This window comes from uncultured Sutterella sp. (assembly GCF_937923675.1).
Taxonomy (GTDB): domain Bacteria; phylum Pseudomonadota; class Gammaproteobacteria; order Burkholderiales; family Burkholderiaceae_F; genus Sutterella.
Genome location: NZ_CALDXB010000097.1, coordinates 1 through 15,663 on the forward strand (window position 1 = coordinate 1; position 15,663 = coordinate 15,663).

General features: G+C 54.8%; 14 protein-coding genes and 1 pseudogene. 8 read left to right on the forward strand and 7 right to left on the reverse strand.

Translation table 11 applies throughout. The annotated features are described in order from the left end of the window. From Q0106_RS11425 to dusA, 3 genes and pseudogenes are all read left to right on the forward strand, one after another. Positions 1-474: pseudogene (locus tag Q0106_RS11425) on the forward strand (translational GTPase TypA); the annotation flags it as partial. Then, positions 467-910 (forward strand): YchJ family metal-binding protein, encoded by a 444-nt coding sequence (locus Q0106_RS11430; protein WP_297613091.1) that lies wholly within the window; start codon positions 467-469, stop codon positions 908-910. The pseudogene Q0106_RS11425 and the gene Q0106_RS11430, both read left to right, overlap by 8 nt. A gap of 116 nt (positions 911-1,026) precedes the next feature. After that, the gene (dusA, locus tag Q0106_RS11435) at positions 1,027-2,034 is read left to right on the forward strand and encodes a tRNA dihydrouridine(20/20a) synthase DusA (RefSeq protein ID WP_297613094.1); all 1,008 of its coding nucleotides are present in this window, start codon (positions 1,027-1,029) and stop codon (positions 2,032-2,034) included. A 95-nt stretch (positions 2,035-2,129) separates the two neighbouring features. Here dusA and Q0106_RS11440 read toward each other — a convergent pair whose 3' ends face one another. Both Q0106_RS11440 and Q0106_RS11445 read right to left on the reverse strand, forming a co-directional pair. Then, positions 2,130-3,347 (reverse strand): MFS transporter, encoded by a 1,218-nt coding sequence (locus tag Q0106_RS11440; RefSeq protein WP_297613097.1) that lies wholly within the window; start codon positions 3,345-3,347, stop codon positions 2,130-2,132. A gap of 96 nt (positions 3,348-3,443) precedes the next feature. Continuing rightward, positions 3,444-4,505: an alpha/beta hydrolase gene (locus Q0106_RS11445; RefSeq protein ID WP_297613100.1), complete on the reverse strand. Its 1,062-nt coding sequence runs from the start codon at positions 4,503-4,505 to the stop codon at positions 3,444-3,446. Positions 4,506-4,664: 159 nt separating this feature from the next. On the opposite strand from Q0106_RS11445, the gene Q0106_RS11450 reads away from it, so the two are divergent. Continuing rightward, positions 4,665-5,543, forward strand: a complete 879-nt coding sequence (locus Q0106_RS11450; protein ID WP_297613103.1) for a LysR family transcriptional regulator — start codon at positions 4,665-4,667, stop codon at positions 5,541-5,543. Between the two features lie 24 nt (positions 5,544-5,567). Here Q0106_RS11450 and Q0106_RS11455 read toward each other — a convergent pair whose 3' ends face one another. The 5 genes from Q0106_RS11455 to Q0106_RS11475 all read right to left on the reverse strand — a co-directional run bounded on the left by Q0106_RS11455 (position 5,568) and on the right by Q0106_RS11475 (position 10,744). Beyond that, a complete protein-coding gene (locus Q0106_RS11455; protein WP_297613107.1) occupies positions 5,568-6,395 on the reverse strand; it encodes a helix-turn-helix transcriptional regulator in 828 nt (275 codons plus the stop codon). Between the two features lie 274 nt (positions 6,396-6,669). Next, a complete protein-coding gene (locus Q0106_RS11460; RefSeq protein ID WP_152158275.1) occupies positions 6,670-7,032 on the reverse strand; it encodes a cytochrome c3 family protein in 363 nt (120 codons plus the stop codon). Positions 7,033-7,049: 17 nt separating this feature from the next. Then, positions 7,050-8,528 (reverse strand): FAD-dependent oxidoreductase, encoded by a 1,479-nt coding sequence (locus Q0106_RS11465; protein ID WP_297613111.1) that lies wholly within the window; start codon positions 8,526-8,528, stop codon positions 7,050-7,052. Positions 8,529-8,795: 267 nt separating this feature from the next. Beyond that, on the reverse strand, positions 8,796-9,161 hold the full coding sequence (locus tag Q0106_RS11470; RefSeq protein ID WP_297613113.1) for a transcriptional regulator: 366 nt from the start codon (positions 9,159-9,161) through the stop codon (positions 8,796-8,798). 86 nt (positions 9,162-9,247) lie between these two features. Further along, on the reverse strand, positions 9,248-10,744 hold the full coding sequence (locus Q0106_RS11475) for an ATP-binding protein (protein WP_297613116.1): 1,497 nt from the start codon (positions 10,742-10,744) through the stop codon (positions 9,248-9,250). Between the two features lie 431 nt (positions 10,745-11,175). Between Q0106_RS11475 and Q0106_RS11480 the strand changes: the two genes are divergently transcribed. Genes Q0106_RS11480 through Q0106_RS11495 form a run of 4 tightly spaced genes read left to right on the forward strand, consistent with a single transcriptional unit; the run spans position 11,176 to position 15,649 of the window. Further along, positions 11,176-12,459, forward strand: coding sequence for a transposase (locus tag Q0106_RS11480; RefSeq protein ID WP_297613119.1), 1,284 nt, complete (start codon positions 11,176-11,178; stop codon positions 12,457-12,459). A 41-nt stretch (positions 12,460-12,500) separates the two neighbouring features. Next, a complete protein-coding gene (locus Q0106_RS11485) occupies positions 12,501-13,751 on the forward strand; it encodes a tyrosine-type recombinase/integrase (protein ID WP_297613123.1) in 1,251 nt (416 codons plus the stop codon). Position 13,752: 1 nt separating this feature from the next. Continuing rightward, positions 13,753-14,718: a tyrosine-type recombinase/integrase gene (locus tag Q0106_RS11490; RefSeq protein WP_297613126.1), complete on the forward strand. Its 966-nt coding sequence runs from the start codon at positions 13,753-13,755 to the stop codon at positions 14,716-14,718. After that, positions 14,711-15,649 (forward strand): tyrosine-type recombinase/integrase, encoded by a 939-nt coding sequence (locus Q0106_RS11495; RefSeq protein ID WP_297613128.1) that lies wholly within the window; start codon positions 14,711-14,713, stop codon positions 15,647-15,649. The genes Q0106_RS11490 and Q0106_RS11495 overlap by 8 nt, the downstream gene beginning before the upstream one ends. Positions 15,650-15,663: the final 14 nt, after the last annotated feature.

The following is a 15,663-nucleotide window of genomic DNA, read 5'->3' on the forward strand; positions in this document are numbered from 1 at the left end:
ATGTTCATGACGATGTGCCGCGGCACGGGCATCATGAGCCACGTCTTTGACGACTACGGTCCCATCAAGACGGGCGATGTGGGCGAACGCCGTTCGGGCGTCATCATCTCGCAGGACGACGGCGAAGCCGTGGCCTACGCGCTCTGGAAGATCCAGGAACGCGGCCGCCTCTTCGTTTCCCCGGGCGACAAGCTCTACGAAGGCATGATCATCGGCGAGCACTCGCGCGAAAACGACATCGTCGTGAATCCGATCCGCGGCAAGCAGCTCACCAACATCCGCGCCTCGGGCACCGACGAAGCGATCCGCCTCGTGCCGCCCGTGAAGCTCACGCTGGAATCGGCCGTTGAATTCATCAACGACGACGAACTCGTGGAAATCACGCCGCTGAGCATCCGCCTCAGAAAGCGCTTCCTGAAGGACTTCGAGCGCAAGCGCGCCGCCCGCGCCGACTCGAAGGAATTCGGTGAATAACCCCAGGAAAAAGAAGGGAAGGAGGGAAGCGGCGGACGCTTCTCTCTGCCCCTGCGGGAGCGGACTTGCGCTCGCCGCCTGCTGCGGCAGGTGGCTCACGGGCGGGTCTTCCCCGCTCGGCGCCCCTGATCCGCTCTCTTTGATGCGAAGCCGCTACGCGGCCTACGTGCTCGGCGACGACGCCTACGTGCTCGCCACCTGGGCGCCGGAAACGAGGCCTCACGATCTCTTCGCCCCCGGCGAACCGCGGCCGAAGTGGATGTCGCTCAGAATCCTGGATTCAGGCACTGCGCCCGACGGCCGGACGGGAGAGGTGGAATTCCTCGCGATTGCCCGCACCCCGCAGGGCGCCATCCGCATGCGGGAGCGCTCGCGCTTTCGCCGCGAACCCGACGGCCGCTGGGTCTACGTGGACGGCGATCAGCTTGATCCCTGAGGCGCATGGGGAATGCGCATTGACGCCGCACATTTCCTTTTTCCGCAGGAGAAGCGCCCGAACCGACTCGCTCGGCCCGGGCGCTTTCCTTACGTACTGACAGAAAAATCTTCCTGATGACTTCCTCTCAAGAGTCCCGATTCTCCCCCTGGCGCTTCACGGTTGCGCCCATGCTTGACTGGACGGACCGCCACTGCCGGTTTTTCGATCGGCTCCTCACGCGCTGCGCGCGGCTTTATACCGAGATGGTGACGACGGGAGCGATCCGCTTCGGAAACCGCGAAATGCTTTTGGGCTTCTCGCCCTCGGAACACCCGGTTGCGCTACAGCTCGGGGGCTCCGACCCGGAAGAGCTCGCCTTCGCGATCCGCACGGCTGAAGCTGAAGGGTACGTCTATGACGAATACAACCTCAACTGCGGGTGCCCGTCGCCGCGCGTTCAGAAGGGAAGCTTCGGCGCCTGCCTCATGCTCGACGCGAAGCTCGTCGCCGACTGCGTGCGGGCGATGCAGGAAGCAACCGATAAGCCCGTGACGGTGAAGCACCGCATTGGCGTCGACGACCGGGACGACTACGGGTTCGTGAGGGACTTCGTGGGCGAGGTGCACGACGCAGGCTGCCGCGTCTTCATCGTGCATGCGCGCGCCGCGTGGCTCAAGGGCCTCTCGCCCAAGGAAAACCGCGAGGTGCCGCCCCTGAACCGCGAGGTCGCCTTTGACTTGAAGCGCGAGTTCCCGGATTCCGCCTTTGTGCTGAACGGGCAGATCGCGGACCTCGCAACCGCGCGGGAACTCCTTGACCGCGGCATCGACGGCGTGATGATGGGGCGCGCGGCCTACCAGAATCCCTGGGTGCTCGCCGGGGTCGACAGCGCGCTCTTCGGGGACGATTTCGAGACGACGCGCCTCGATGTCATTGAAGCCGTCACGGAAGAAGTGAAGACAAACTGGAAGGACGACGAGCATGCGCTTCGCGCCTTCTCAAGGCACCTGAACGGCCTCTGCCAGGGGCTTCCCGGCGCGCGCGCCTGGCGCCGCACGCTCGCGGATCCGAAGGCCATCCGCGAGCAGGGGCCGGAGCTCTTTCATTACGCCTGGCGGGAAGCCTTCGGGGAAGGCTTCTGAGGATTCTGAGGCCTGCTGAGGTTTTTCAGGCCTCTCATCAGCGGCTTCTCTGCCCGATCCTGATAACCGGGCGGAGAAGCTTCAAAGGCGCTTTTTCAGCGCGCGCCCTCAACTGAATGGGAAGCCGTACGGGCGGCTGAAAGGCTCCCGATCCTCCCGAAAAGGGCGCCCGGCACCAGAATGAGTCCGAAGAGGGCGATCGCCGCCGACATAAGAAAGAGCGGCTCCACGCCCGAGGCGTCGTAGAGCATGCCGCCCGCATTGGCGGCGAGCCCTACGGACCCCTGAACAACGGCGACATAAAGGCCCCCCACGACTTCCGTGTGTCCGGGGACGGTGCGCACCATCCAGACGGACCACCCGACGGGAATGAAGCCGAAGACGAGCGCGGAGAGAATGAGGGCCCCGATGACGGCGGCGTGGCCCGAGAGCGCCCACATGAGGATGGGAGCGGCAAGCGCGAGCACGGCGGTTCCGATGAAGGCGGGCGCGAAGTTCCGTTCATAGAGCTTTCCGGCAATGAGCGTTCCTGCGACGTTGACGAGGGCGTAGACGAGAAGCGCGATCGAGACGCCGGAGGGCGAGAGCCCGGCGCTTTCTTCGAGCACGGGCCTTACGTACGTGAAGACCGTGTGGTAGCCCGCATAGGAGGCGAAAGTGGCGAAGAGCCCGAACACCACGCGCCGGTCCCGCAGAGGCGCCTTCATGGCGGAGAATCCTGCCGGCTGATTGGGCTTCACCGCCGGCATCGTGAGGAGCTGCCAGACGAAGGTAAGTGCGGAGAGGAAGGCTGCAGCCCAGAAGACTGAGCGCCAGCCGAAGGCTTCGCTCATGGCCGACGCTCCGGGGAGCGCCACAAGGGTAGCGACCGAAACGCCTGAATAAACGATGGAGAACGCTTTGGGGAGCGCCTTCAGGTGAACGAGGCGCTGCACGACCGAGACGGAGAGCGACCAGAAGCCGCCCACGCAGAAGCCGAGGAGCGCGCGGGCGAGAAAGTGCACCGCGACCGAGTCCGTCCACGCAATGAGGGCGTTCGAGAGCGCGGTGAGGAAGGTGAAGAGAAGGAGGAGCCGGCCCCTGTCCGTTTTGGGGAGAAGCGGCGCGATCAGAAGACTCGTAATGAAGGCTGCCGCCCCGACGGCGGTAACGGTTTGGCCGGCAGTCCCCGGCGTGATGCCGAGGCCCTCCGATATGGGCGTGAGGAGACTCACCGGAATGAATTCCGACGCAATGAGTGCGGTGACCCCGGTGAAGAGCCCGAGGATGACGGGCGTAAAGGCTTTGTCCGGCGAACTCTGGATGACAGGCATGATGGGAATGCTTCGGGGGAGTGATCAGGCGGCCGCCTTTCGGGGTGAAGGCGGCCGTGAATCGGGAAGAGTGAGGAAATCGCTCAGAAAGCGCGGTTACTTCACCTCAAGGCTCTTTTTGAAGAAGCCCGTGATTTTCTCGAACGGGATGAGATCCGTGCGGTCGTAAAGATCCACGTGGCCCGCGCCCGGAATGATCAGAAGCTCCTTCGGCTCAGCGGCGAGCCGGTAGGCGTCTTCGGAAAATTCGATCGAGTGGGCGTTTTCACCCGCCACAAAGAGCATCGGTCGCGGGGAAATCGTTTCGATGTCGTTGAAGGGGTAGAAATTCATGAATTTCACGTTGCTCGTGAAGGTCGGATGGGTTGTGAGCTCTTTCGAGGAAGAGGCGGGCGTGAATTCTCCGCGCGGCGTGCGGTAGAAGTCGTAGAACTCGCGCTCGATCGCGGTCGACTCGGGCGTGAGTTCATGGACGGTGCCGCTCGTGTACTGCGTGATCTTTCCCGTCTCGTATTCCTTCCAGCGCTCTTCGGCAGCGGCTGCAATCACGGCCTTTCTCTCTTCCAGCGTCGTCCCGTGGCGGAGGCCGTTCCGGTTGGCAGCCCCCATGTCGTACATGGAAACCGTTGCCACTGCCCTGATGCGCGGGTCGATCTTCGCGGCGCTGATGAGGAAGCTTCCGCTTCCGCAGATGCCGAGGCCGCCGATCTTCGTTCGGTCAATGCCCTGCTTCGTGCCGAGATAGTCGACCGCTGCGCTGAAGTCGTCCGCATAAACATTGGGAAGGACCGACTGGCGGGGTTCGCCCGCGCTTTCGCCCCAGAAGGAGAGGTCGATCGCGAGGGCGGCAAAGCCCGCTTCAGCAAGCTTCTGCGCGTAAAGATTGGAGCTCTGCTCCTTCACGGCGCCCATCGGGTGGCCGACCACCACCGCGGGAAGGGCCTTGGCCGGGTCGGCATTCTTGGGAAGGAAGAGGTTCCCGACAACATTCATCCGGTAGAGGTTGTGGAAGGTGACCTTTTCCATCGTCACGCGGTCGCTCTTATAGAAGTTGTCCGGGCCGCCCGCAGCATCGGCGGCGAAGGCGCTCGTGGCGGCCAAAGAGGCCGCAGAAGCCATCAGAACGGAAAGAGCCGCAGCGGTGAGTTTCGCTTTCATTTTTGTCTCCATCAATGTTTTGAACGAATGCTTTTTAAGCATTTATTCGATTAATTTGTTGATGAAAACTATATTTAGCGTAAAATACCATGTCAAATACCTTATTTTTATTCTTTTTCATGCTTTTTGAGCATGATTCGACGCTGAAAGGCTGACGCTATGGATATCCGGGTACTTCGCTACTTCATCGCTGCCGTGGAAGCCGGGAGCATTTCGGGCGCCTGCGCGCGCGTGCACGTCACGCAGCCCACGCTCTCAAGACAATTCATGGATCTTGAGGAGGAGCTCGGCCACAAGCTCTTCGAAAGAAGCAACCGGCGGCTTCTCCTCACTCCGAAGGGAAAGCTCTTTTATGAGCGCGCGCTCCTCATTACGGCGCTCTTTGACCGCACGAAGGCCGAAATGAAGGCCGAGGAGGAGCTTGCGGGCGAAATCCGGATTGCGGCGGGCGAAACGCCCTGCCTGAGGCCCCTCGCACGAGCCATCGCACGGCTTCGCGAGGAGGCTCCCCTCGTTTCGGTGGTCATCGTGAGCGGTCACGAAGAGATCGTGCGTTCGGAACTCCATTCGGGCGTGACGGATTTCGGCGTCTTCATCGGCGACGTGGATCTCTCTCAATACGGCCGCATTTCACTTAAACGAAGCAACCGCTGGGGGCTTCTCACCCGGCGGGACGGCGAACTGGCGGGGAAGACGTCGGTTCACCCCGAGGACCTGCTCCGGGGGCCGCTCGTCGCGTCGCTTCAGGCGTCGCAGAATAACGAACTCCTCTCGTGGCTGGGGAAACACGCTCAGGGGATCCGCGTCGCCGCGCACTTCAACCTCCTCTACAACGCCTATCTCCTCGCGGAAGCGGGCGTCGGGAGCGTCCTTGCGCTCGAAGGAATCATCAACCCGGAACCGAAGTCAAACCTCGTGTGGCTCCCGCTCGAGCCGGAACTCTCCGCGGGCGTTTCCGTCGCCTGGGTGAAGGATCGCGTGATGACGCCCGCGGCCGAGCGGCTCCTCGCGCTTCTGCGCGAGGAGGATGCAGCCTGAACGCGGCTCTATGGAATGCGAACGCTAGAGAGTGGCGTCGCGAAGGAGGCCCGCCTCTCCCCGGCGGAGCATCCCGGGCGTCAGCCCGAAGACCCGCCGGAAGGCGGCCGTGAAGGCCGAAGCTGAGGAGTAGCCGATTCTCTCGGCCACTTCCTCCACGCACTCTCCGGCGAGAAGATGGTGGGTGGCGGCGAGCATGATGATGCGCAGACGCCAGGCTCCGAAAGAGAGGCCGGTTTCCCGGACGACGAGCCGCGCGAGCGTACGCTCGCTCATGGCGCAGAGATCCGCCCATTCCCGTGTGCGCCGGCTGTCTCCGGGGGTCTTCACGAGCGCTTCGGCAATGCGCTTTAAGGCCGGGTGAGAGGAAAGCGGCACGAAGCTTAAGGGGAGCTGCCTCGCGCCCATGAGTTCCTCGAAGAGCACGCGGGCAAGGCGCGCTTCGTGAGAATTGAGCGAAAAGCCTACCGGATAGCGGGTGAAGCGCTTCAGCATCTCGATCGTCATCGGGTCGAGCAGCAGTCGATACGGGTGCTGCGGGAGCATCCTCGCCCAGTCCGGGTTGATGAGGCAGTAAAGCGATGCGGCCCCTTCGCCCAGGAATCCTTCATGAAAAAGGCCGGGCGGCACCCACGCCGCGGAGGACGGCGGAAAGGCGATTTCGCGGTCCCCAATTCGCAGGCCGACGAGTCCCGAGAGCGCGACGACGAACTGGCCGTTTCGGTGCATGTGCTGGCCCGCTGCGGCCGAAGACGGCGTGCGTTCGTCGACGATGAGGCACTGAAGGAGCGCCGTCGTGTCGTCGGGATCGGCGTCGTCGGGCCATTTGGTGGCTTCAATGAAGGCGGACATGAGGGTGAATGCTTATGGGGTCTGGCTTCCGGGCTTGCTGATGCCGGATGTCGGAGCGTTCTTCAGGGAATGAAGCCGGCGCCGGGGCGGAATGCGCTCTGCGTTCGGATTCTTCTAGTGAGAGAAAGCATCCGATCGAGTCTATTTCAATCGAAGCGAAAAGAGCATCACCGTAAAAACCCGTTTGGGAAGCGCAGGGAAGAAAAGCACGGCCGGAGATTTCCGACGTCTCCGGCCGTGCGCTTCAGGTCAATTTACGCTGAGAGCTTTCGGATTAAGGCACGTTGTAGTGAATGTTGTGGCAGCCCGCGCACATGTTGACCGACTGGCGGTGACCCTTATGGCATTCGACGCAGTCGAGGCCCACCAGATGGTTGTAGTGCGGATTGGGATCCACCTTCTGAGTGCGCTTTGCCACGGCGTCAAGCGACTGGTGGCAGGCGTTGCAGCTTTCCGTCTTCACCGCAGCGCCGGGCTGGGGAGAGGCCGTCCCGTGGCAGGAGACGCATTGGACGCCCCGGGCCATGTGGCGGTCGGCGAGGAATTTGCCGGAGTCCGCAGCCGCGGCAGGGAGCGAAGCGGAAATGAGCATGGCGCCCGCAGTGAGGGCGACAAAAGCAAGGCGAGTGAATTTCATAGCTTTCCTCCTCATCATCAGGCGTTCTTGCGCGATTTGGCGCGTGCTGCGGCGTGGCGGGCGGCCACGCGGCCGAAGACCATGCCGCCGCCCAGCTGATTGCCGCCGATGTCGTCGTAGACCCAGACGCCGCCGGCAGCTGCGCCCGCAGCATAGAGACCCGGGATGGGACGGCGCTCGAAGTTGATCACCTGTGCGTCGCGGTTGATTTTGGGTCCGCCGAAGGTGCTCGCCATGCCGCCCGCGGCCGGGATCATGTAGAAGGGACCCGTTTCGAGCGCATGCGGTTCGTCGTATTCGTAGGGCGGATCGAGCTCCTTCGCTTTGCCGGCCTTCACGGCCGCATTGAATTCGCGCACCGTTTCGGCGAGGACTTTCGGAGGAACGCCCGCTTTTTCGGCCGCTTCCTCAATCGTTTCGCCCTTGATGACTTCAAAGCCGAGGCGCGCAAAGCGCTTGATCGTGTTGGTGAGGATGTTGGCGTTCTTGTCCGCGTCGGCGCCGATCAGCATGAAGCTGCGGTTGTCTTCCGTACGTTCGGCAATCGCTTTGGCCTTCGGAACCTGAAGCCATGTTTCCGGCACAAAGCGGCGGCCCTTCGTATTGACCTGGATGCCGTATCCGGCATGCATGAGGGGCGACGGGTTGCAGTGGCCGTTGGGCGTGATCGGGCCTGCGTAGAACTGATCCATATTGACGAGAAGCGCCTGAACCTCCTCGGCCATCAGGATGTTTTCGCCCGTGATCCAGGGCGAGCCGCGCACGATGAGGCGCGACGCCCAGGGGCCGATGTATTTGTCGACCATCGCTTCATTGGCGCCGTAGCCGCCCGTAGTCAGAATGACGCCGCCGCGGGCGAGATAGTCCTTCCGGCCTTCGGGCGTGATGCAGGAAACGCCTTCAACGTTGAAGCAGTCGTCCTTCACGAGGCTCACGGCCTTCGTGTTGTAGTGAATGGGCACGCCCTTCTTTTCGAGCGCGGCCATGAGGCAGCGGATCAGCTTGCTTCCGCCCGTGATGCCTTCGCCCGGGCTGATGAGGCAGCGCGAGAGCTCCGGCGACGGAAGGTTTTCCCAGAGGTAGAAGGGCGTCCCGTGGTCCGCGAGCCAGTCAATGCCGGCGCCCGATTCCTCGGCGTAGACCTTGATGAGTTCCGGGTCGGAGCGGTAGTGCGAAAGCCGCATCATGTCGTCGAAGAAGGCTTTCTTCGAGTCCTCGGGGTGATTCTTCTGGAAGCGGCTTCCCACGGCGGCAATCCAGCCGGAGGAATAGACGGTTGCGCCGTCCGGGCGATTCATCTTTTCGATGAGGACGGTCTTGGCGCCCTTTTCCGCCGCTTCAAGCGCGGCGCACATGCCGGCAAAGCCGGCGCCGACAACGACAACGTCCCAGTCTTCCGTGAGGCGCTTCTTTTCCGGGGAGGCCGCCTGAGCGGCGCCCGCTGCAGCTGCGGCGGCACCAATGAGGCCGGTGCGGACGAGATCTCGTCTTTGCATGAGCATTCTCCTTTTTGGGGGTCAGAAGAAACGTTCCGGCAAGCGCTTTTCTTGATTGTGTTATGCCGGAATTTGATTTCATTCTGAGCGGGTAAAGCGAAGAGGAGAAGCTTCGGAACGGACAGGTGCTGTCGAGAAACGGACAGAATTTTTTCGCGTGCTGAGGCGCAGCCCGCCCATAGGCCGGGCAGACTGAGAAGCTTTCTGGGAAGCATGATTCAGATGACGGCTGCCGCAGTCTTTTCTGCAGCAGACTGCGGCGGGGAATCAGACTCCGATCAGGCGCGCCGCGTCAAGGTGATGTTGACGGCAAAGCCTGCGGATCATGGCTGGCGTCAGGTCTCGTTTGCCGTTCAAAACGTCATGGATGCAGTTCAGTGTTCCTATGGCTGGCACGAGGTCTTCCGGCGTCAAGCCGTTCTGCTCCATCATGAAGCGCAGATACTCAGCCGGCGCATAGCTTCCCTCAATGGGAAATTCTCTTTCCTCATAGGCGCTCACCAGCGTTGCCATGGCATCGAGCCATACGGCTTCATCGGATCCGGGCGCAGGGTCATGAGCCATCAAAGCTTCGATCTCGGCGAGCGCACGCTTATGCGACGAAGGATCTCGAATGGGATAGATTTCACGCATGAAAAGTCACCTGAATTGCAGCAGCCTCATCTCCGTGTTGTTGTCGGCACGTCTTTCCGCCACGCACCGAGGCGCGTCAGCCGCTCTCAATTCGGGTCCCTGCCGGTCAATCGATAGCGCTGCCTGGGGCTCTTGGCTTTCTCGGTGCCTTCAATCACGCCTCGCTCTCTTAAGCTTCTCAGCCTCACGGAAACCGTGTTGCGCGAGAATCCAGAGCTCTCCATGATTTCCGCAACGCTCATGCTGCCTCTCTTCTTCAATTCTGCGAGGAGCGCCGCTTCAAAATTGATCCAGGATTTCTCCTGACGTTCATCTTCCGAGAGGCGCCGCTTGAAGAACGTGATCTGAAAGGCCGAGACATAGTCTTTCAAATCGGCCTGAGGCATCAGGGCATCCTTCAGTTCCTGCTCAATCTGCTGCAGACCGGTCCCCCGGTTTTCAATCACATATCCGGAAGTCCCGTCTTCTTCGGCATACGGCGTGTATTCGAGGAGTTGGGAGAGCCGGGTGTTTCTTGTTGCCGAAATTCCTCGCGGAAGACTATTGAATGAGGCGGCGCCGTATAAGCCGCCGGGATTCAGAATCTCGAGTCTGTCGGCAAAAAGGTTGATCTGAACCTGAGAGCCCAGACCGTCAGGAGAGTAGTCGCGATGCTGCAGCGCATTGATGATGGCCTCCCGGCAGGCAAGAATGGGATAGTCAGTGACATCCCGCCGCAAGGCTCCCTGTATGAGGGCTCCCTTGTTCATGTGCTTCCGGAGGAGTTCCAGGGAACGCATCATCATTTCCGGAATGGAGCCGTTGACGGGCTGGGTGTCGATATAGCGAATCCCGTCCACCTGTGCTTTCGTGACGCCGGGGTAAACCGTGAAGGTGATGTTGAGGCGCGGAAAGAACTGCTGCGGATAAGTGCCGGCAACCAGAAGCCCCGCCAGAGTCGGCACGAATTTCCCGCTTGAATCCGGAGCAATGGCGCCGAGCTTCAGGAGAATTTCATTGCGATCCATTTTTCCAAAGACGCGCGGCGTGATCTCGCGATTGCGTTCAACAATGGCATCAAGGATGGAGGCATCAAGATCGCTCATGGAGGCTTCGCAGACGGGCTGGCGGTCAAACGCAGGATGCTGATGAAATTCCCGAAGCCGATCGATTTCGTAATCGGTCAGTCGTTTGTCTCCGTCCCCCGTTCGGATGTAGGAGCCGTAGCGAAGTCCCTTTCTCGTGATGAAGCAGGGACGCTGGTCAAGAGGAGCAGGTTCAACCACAGCCACCACAATTTCTCCGTCCTCAAACGGATAGCGTTCAATTTCGAGACGGCAGGGCGGCGTGAAGTCGCTGCCGATTCTCAGAAGTGCGTCATGGATGCGATCCGCATCGAAGTCTGATACGGTAGAAAAGTTGTTCTTTTCCTCCAGTCCCAGAATGATCGTGCCTCCATCACGGTTGGCAAAAGCAGAAATCGTCTCGGGAATGCTTTCCGGCAAGGCTTTTCGAGCCGTCTTTACCTCATAGCGCTGCGTATCTGCCCCAATCAGCCGCATGCGCTGAATCGCGTTCTGGAGTTCTTCCGGAAGAAATTGCATTCTTTTATCCATATTTTTCATAAATTAAGAATCGAAATGCGATTGCGGTGAAGAGCGCGGGTAATGATGTCGAAGATGGTGCTGACGCGGGAACTATACTGTATTACAGTATAAGTATACTTCCATAATTTCTCGTTCGTTTTATTGTATTTATTTAAATATCAATATTCTAGTGTATATTAAACAATGGGGGTAGCTAGTAACTATACAAGATATGAGCACAAGTATACTTTAAAGTATACTTGTGTGATAGTTAGATCTTCTCATATGATTTATTCAACGGGCCGTAAAACCCTGCCCTTGAGGGCGGGGATATAAGGCCCATCGATCGAAGATCGAGTACATGTATCATTCACGAAATGCCTTGTAGGTCAGGTTAAAAGAATGTAAAGACGCAATTTCATGATCCAACATTGTATAATAGAGGAATCATGAATATCTTCTGCAATTTCAAGTACGAACTGATCACGGACGACACGCGGCGTTCGGCGCTTAGCCGATATGCCGGGTGCCGTCGTGCCGTGTTCAACAAGGCGCTTGAGCTGCAGAATGACCGCAAGGCTAAGAGCGAAAAGCCTATCTCCTATCTCGAAATGGCTCGCCTCCTCGTGGAGTGGAAGCAGACCGAGGAGATGGCTTTTCTGAAGGAAGCGCCTTCCCAGGCGCTTCAGCAGACGCTCATGGATCTCGATCGCGCCATCAAGGACACCTACCGCAAGAAGGGTGATCCCGCTAAGAAGCGCTGGCCGAGATTCAAGGCTAAGGACATCGGCGACGGCTTCCGCCTTCCGCAGGTGAAGCCGCATGACATCGACGAACCCAACGGCCGCGTGAAGCTGCCTAAGCTAGGCTGGATCCGCTACCGGCGTTCCCGTCCCCTCGCGTTCAAATGCGGGGACGGAACGCTGATTCCGGGGAAGGTAAAGCAGGCTCACATCACGAAGGACTGCGGCAAATGGTTCGTCACCTTTGCGACAGAGTTCGAAATCCCCGATCCCGTGATGAAAGAGAAGGATGTCGGCATTGACGTCGGCATCGTTCACGCCGTCACGCTGAGCAATGGGAAGACTTACGACCTTGATGTTGAGACAATCAAGAAGATTGAGGGCGAGATCGCGTATCTGAAGCGCCGTCTGTCGCTCAATCAGTCGTCAAGGAAGAAGCTGGCCGCGAAAGGGCTGGCTGAAACATTCGACAAGAGAAAGCCGAGCCGGACAAGGCGCCGGCTCAAGGAGCTCATACAGAAGAAATACAAGCGAATCCGCTCCATTCGACAGGACTTTCACAGGAAGACGGCGCATGCGCTCGCGCAGGAGTACGGCTGCGTGTACGTCGAGGACCTGCATCTCCGCAATATGACGAAAAGCGCCAGGGGGACGAAGGAAAACCCAGGCAAACACGTGAGGCAGAAGCGGGCGCTCAACCGCGCGCTGCAGCGCATGGGCTTGAGAGCATTGCGGACAGCCATCGAGGAAGCGATGAACAAAACGGGCGGCATGGTAATTGCCGTGCCCGCTCAGTTTACGTCCCAACGATGTCCGTGTTGCGGCTGCACAGACAAGCGCAATCGCCCGACGCAGGCGCTGTTCAGCTGCGTTAATTGTGGTTACACGAATAACGCTGATATTGTTGGTTATGGAGAGCAATCTTTTATGTTAAGGGCAAAACGCAATTCATTGATAGCTATGGGAAATACTATTAGCGGTAGCCCATAATTATAAGGAATAATAAAGCTATAACTTGAAGGGTTATAGCTATGCAAATTAGTGAAGTTCAACGACTGGCTGAATCACAAGCCGAAAATGATCGCTACTGTGAAACCTACAAAAAGCAGCTAAAAGTATATTGGAATATTTTTAGAAAATATTTTGAACGTCAAGGTGATACAGAGTTTTCCTCAACTAAAGCCATAGAATACTGCGTCAACGTTTATGGTAACAACAAACCAACACCGAATCTTCCACGGTATAAAGCAGAAGGCATACGGGCAATTCTAAAACTTGTAGAGATCATTGAAAAGCACGAATTTGAAACTTCAGAAAGACGCAATAAAGAAAACTTGTTACAGGAAAACCTCGGCATTCTAAATGAATTCCGAGGTTTTTTAATTACATTGAATCTAAATGAGAAGACGGTATACAAAAGAATACGCACAATTGAACGATTCTTAATTTACCTCAAAACTACTGGCCAAAGCATCAAAAGTATTAACTTTGAAACTCCAAAGAAGTATTGCGATTGGGATGAAAAGGCATCGCCATACAAAAAATATGAAAGTCTAATGTCCTTCAGACGGTTCTTTCATTGGCTTTTTCAAAAGAAAATACTAGATAAGGATTATTCAAATTTTACGTATGCAATTAAGAAGCCTCCGCGAGAAAGAGAGGCAAAAGTCTATACGCCGGAACAAGTCAAAAAAATTCTATCAAGTATCGATCTTTCGTCTTATACCGGAAAAAGAGATTATTTAATTATTTTAATGGCAGCTCTCTACGGTCTGAGAGTTAGTGAACTTGCAACAATTAAGTGTTCTGACATAGATTGGAAGAATAACGTCATTCATCTTCACCAGATCAAAACGAAAAATAATATTGACCTTCCTTTATTGCCAGAAGTAGGTAACGCCATTATCGATTATTACAAAAACTCCAGACCTAAAACATCTGCAACAAACAATTTATTTGTTTCATACCATAATCCTACATTTGGGAAGGAACTATCAAACGGCTCGATATCTAATATATTTAATAACGTTTTGAAATTAAGTGGGATTAAAAATTGGTGGCTAGAAAAACATGGTCTACATAACCTTCGATTTAGCTTAGCGACAAACTTACTCCAGGCTAATACCCCCTCAACCGTTATTCAACAAATATTAGGTCATCAAAATATCAGCACCACCATGGAATATGTTAAAACAGATTTAATCCATTTGCGCGAGTGTTGCTTAGATATGCCTGACTGCATCGCTGTCGAGTATCAAGGAATAGAAAGATGGGAGGTTTAATATGTTTTTATCTGCATTTGCTCAGCAAATTGAAAGTTTTCTTATTGATAAAGAGAACGCTGGATTTACGGTAAATTCTTTTATAACAGGTCTTCGACGATTTGATGAATTTTGCATCGTTAATCGCATAACGGCTGAATTTACGCTCGAGAACTGTATGGTGTTGCTCGCTAGTAAAAGAAGTGAAGAGCAGCAAGCTACTTTTGTTCGTTACATCTACAGTGTAAAAGCATTTCTTATATATCTACAGGAACGAGGGTTCAAAGTGTCTATTCCACTGTGCCCAAAAGACACGACTAAAAGACATGTTCCTTATATTTATTCAGATAATGAAATTTACAGATATTTCAAAGCTGTTGATTTATATTCTTATGAAGAGTTTCCCGCTTACAAAATAGTATTTCCTTTGTTGATGAGAATTTTATATTGTTGTGGAACTCGAATTCAAGAAACGGTTTTAATAAAATTGCAGGACGTGGATTTAAAAGAAGGAGTAATTAAGTTAACGGCAACAAAGAATAATGCACGGCGCACAATTCCATTGAAGAAAGATTTACTTCGACTGCTTCGTCAATATGCGGATAAAGTTTTCTACAAATTAAAAGATGATTCACATATCTTTTTCGGCATTCGCACGAGATCTATAACTCCCAGAACGGTCATGAGTTGGCACCGTCGTTTCCTTTCTCTTGCAAATATCGAATACTATGGAAACTATCTTGGTCCGCGCCTGCATGATTTTCGACATACTTTTGCTGTCAAGTCACTCAAAAGTTTAATCGATTCTGGATATCCTACACATAAGGCTTTGCCGTTACTTTCCAACTTCCTGGGACACAAAAATAGTCATGCAACTGAGTACTACCTACGGCTTACAGTAGATCATTACCCACAAATAAAAACATTGATTGAACCACAGCTGCAGTCAATTTTAGTAAAGGATTTCCCGGAATACATCGATGAGTAAACTAACTTTTAGTGCGCTGCTCCAAAGGTTTTTTATCAATTACCTTCCGATGCATAAAGGTGCAAGTAATCAAACAATTGATTCATATAGATACGCCTTTATTATATTTTTGCGCTATGTTAGAGATGTAATTCATAAAAAACAAGAGAAAATTGAAATAAAGGATTTTAATTACGAAACTATATATAATTTTTTGGAATGGTTGGAAACGAATAAGAAAAATTCACCCAGTACTAGAAATAGCCGAAAGGCCGCACTAGACTCTTTCGCTCGCTTCGTTATGTGCGAATATCCAGATCACTCTGCGGAATGTTTAAAAATATTAAGCATTCCACATAAAAAGTTTAAGCACAAAGAAATATCTTACTTAAAGCCTGACGGTGTAAAATTATTTTTAGACCAAGTTGATATTTCCAAACGCTCTGGATTAAAAATATACACCATGTTAACAATAATGTACTCAACCGGTATTCGAGTATCAGAATTGATTAACATTAGAGTAATGGATTTGAGACTAGACGCCCCAGCTACATTAATTGTACATGGAAAGGGATCAAAGGAAAGAGCAGTTCCTCTATTAGATTCTACTTTAAATGTCTTGAAGCACTATCTAAATATTTTTCATTTAGAAAATATCGAAGATAAAACTAGGTTTTGTTTCCTAAACCATTCCGGTAATCCATTTACCCGTCAAGGTATCGCATATCATATAAGGAAGTTGGCAGACAAAGCTCGAAAAATAAATCCGGACATCATTCCTAGCGACTTGAGTCCACATAAAATAAGACATACAACAGCAATGAATCTACTGGCTTCAGGTGTGGAACTGATTTATATCCGCGATTTGCTAGGTCATAGTTCTGTTACTTCAACAGAAATCTATGCAAGAGTCAGGGCGATCGCACGGGGCCAGTTCACAAAAAGTAGCTGAATCGTGAATTTTTC

What these genes read in the sequence shown, in the direction of transcription:
- dusA (WP_297613094.1), top strand. Translation starts at nt 1,027, where the DNA reads ATGACTTCCTCTCAAGAGTCCCGATTCTCCCCCTGGCGCTTCACGGTT.
- Q0106_RS11440 (WP_297613097.1), bottom strand. Translation starts at nt 3,347, where the DNA reads ATGCCTGTCATCCAGAGTTCGCCGGACAAAGCCTTTACGCCCGTCATC.
- Q0106_RS11445 (WP_297613100.1), bottom strand. Translation starts at nt 4,505, where the DNA reads ATGAAAGCGAAACTCACCGCTGCGGCTCTTTCCGTTCTGATGGCTTCT.
- Q0106_RS11450 (WP_297613103.1), top strand. Translation starts at nt 4,665, where the DNA reads ATGGATATCCGGGTACTTCGCTACTTCATCGCTGCCGTGGAAGCCGGG.
- Q0106_RS11455 (WP_297613107.1), bottom strand. Translation starts at nt 6,395, where the DNA reads ATGTCCGCCTTCATTGAAGCCACCAAATGGCCCGACGACGCCGATCCC.
- Q0106_RS11460 (WP_152158275.1), bottom strand. Translation starts at nt 7,032, where the DNA reads ATGAAATTCACTCGCCTTGCTTTTGTCGCCCTCACTGCGGGCGCCATG.
- Q0106_RS11465 (WP_297613111.1), bottom strand. Translation starts at nt 8,528, where the DNA reads ATGCAAAGACGAGATCTCGTCCGCACCGGCCTCATTGGTGCCGCCGCA.
- Q0106_RS11470 (WP_297613113.1), bottom strand. Translation starts at nt 9,161, where the DNA reads ATGCGTGAAATCTATCCCATTCGAGATCCTTCGTCGCATAAGCGTGCG.
- Q0106_RS11475 (WP_297613116.1), bottom strand. Translation starts at nt 10,744, where the DNA reads ATGCAATTTCTTCCGGAAGAACTCCAGAACGCGATTCAGCGCATGCGG.
- Q0106_RS11480 (WP_297613119.1), top strand. Translation starts at nt 11,176, where the DNA reads ATGAATATCTTCTGCAATTTCAAGTACGAACTGATCACGGACGACACG.
- Q0106_RS11485 (WP_297613123.1), top strand. Translation starts at nt 12,501, where the DNA reads ATGCAAATTAGTGAAGTTCAACGACTGGCTGAATCACAAGCCGAAAAT.
- Q0106_RS11490 (WP_297613126.1), top strand. Translation starts at nt 13,753, where the DNA reads ATGTTTTTATCTGCATTTGCTCAGCAAATTGAAAGTTTTCTTATTGAT.
- Q0106_RS11495 (WP_297613128.1), top strand. Translation starts at nt 14,711, where the DNA reads ATGAGTAAACTAACTTTTAGTGCGCTGCTCCAAAGGTTTTTTATCAAT.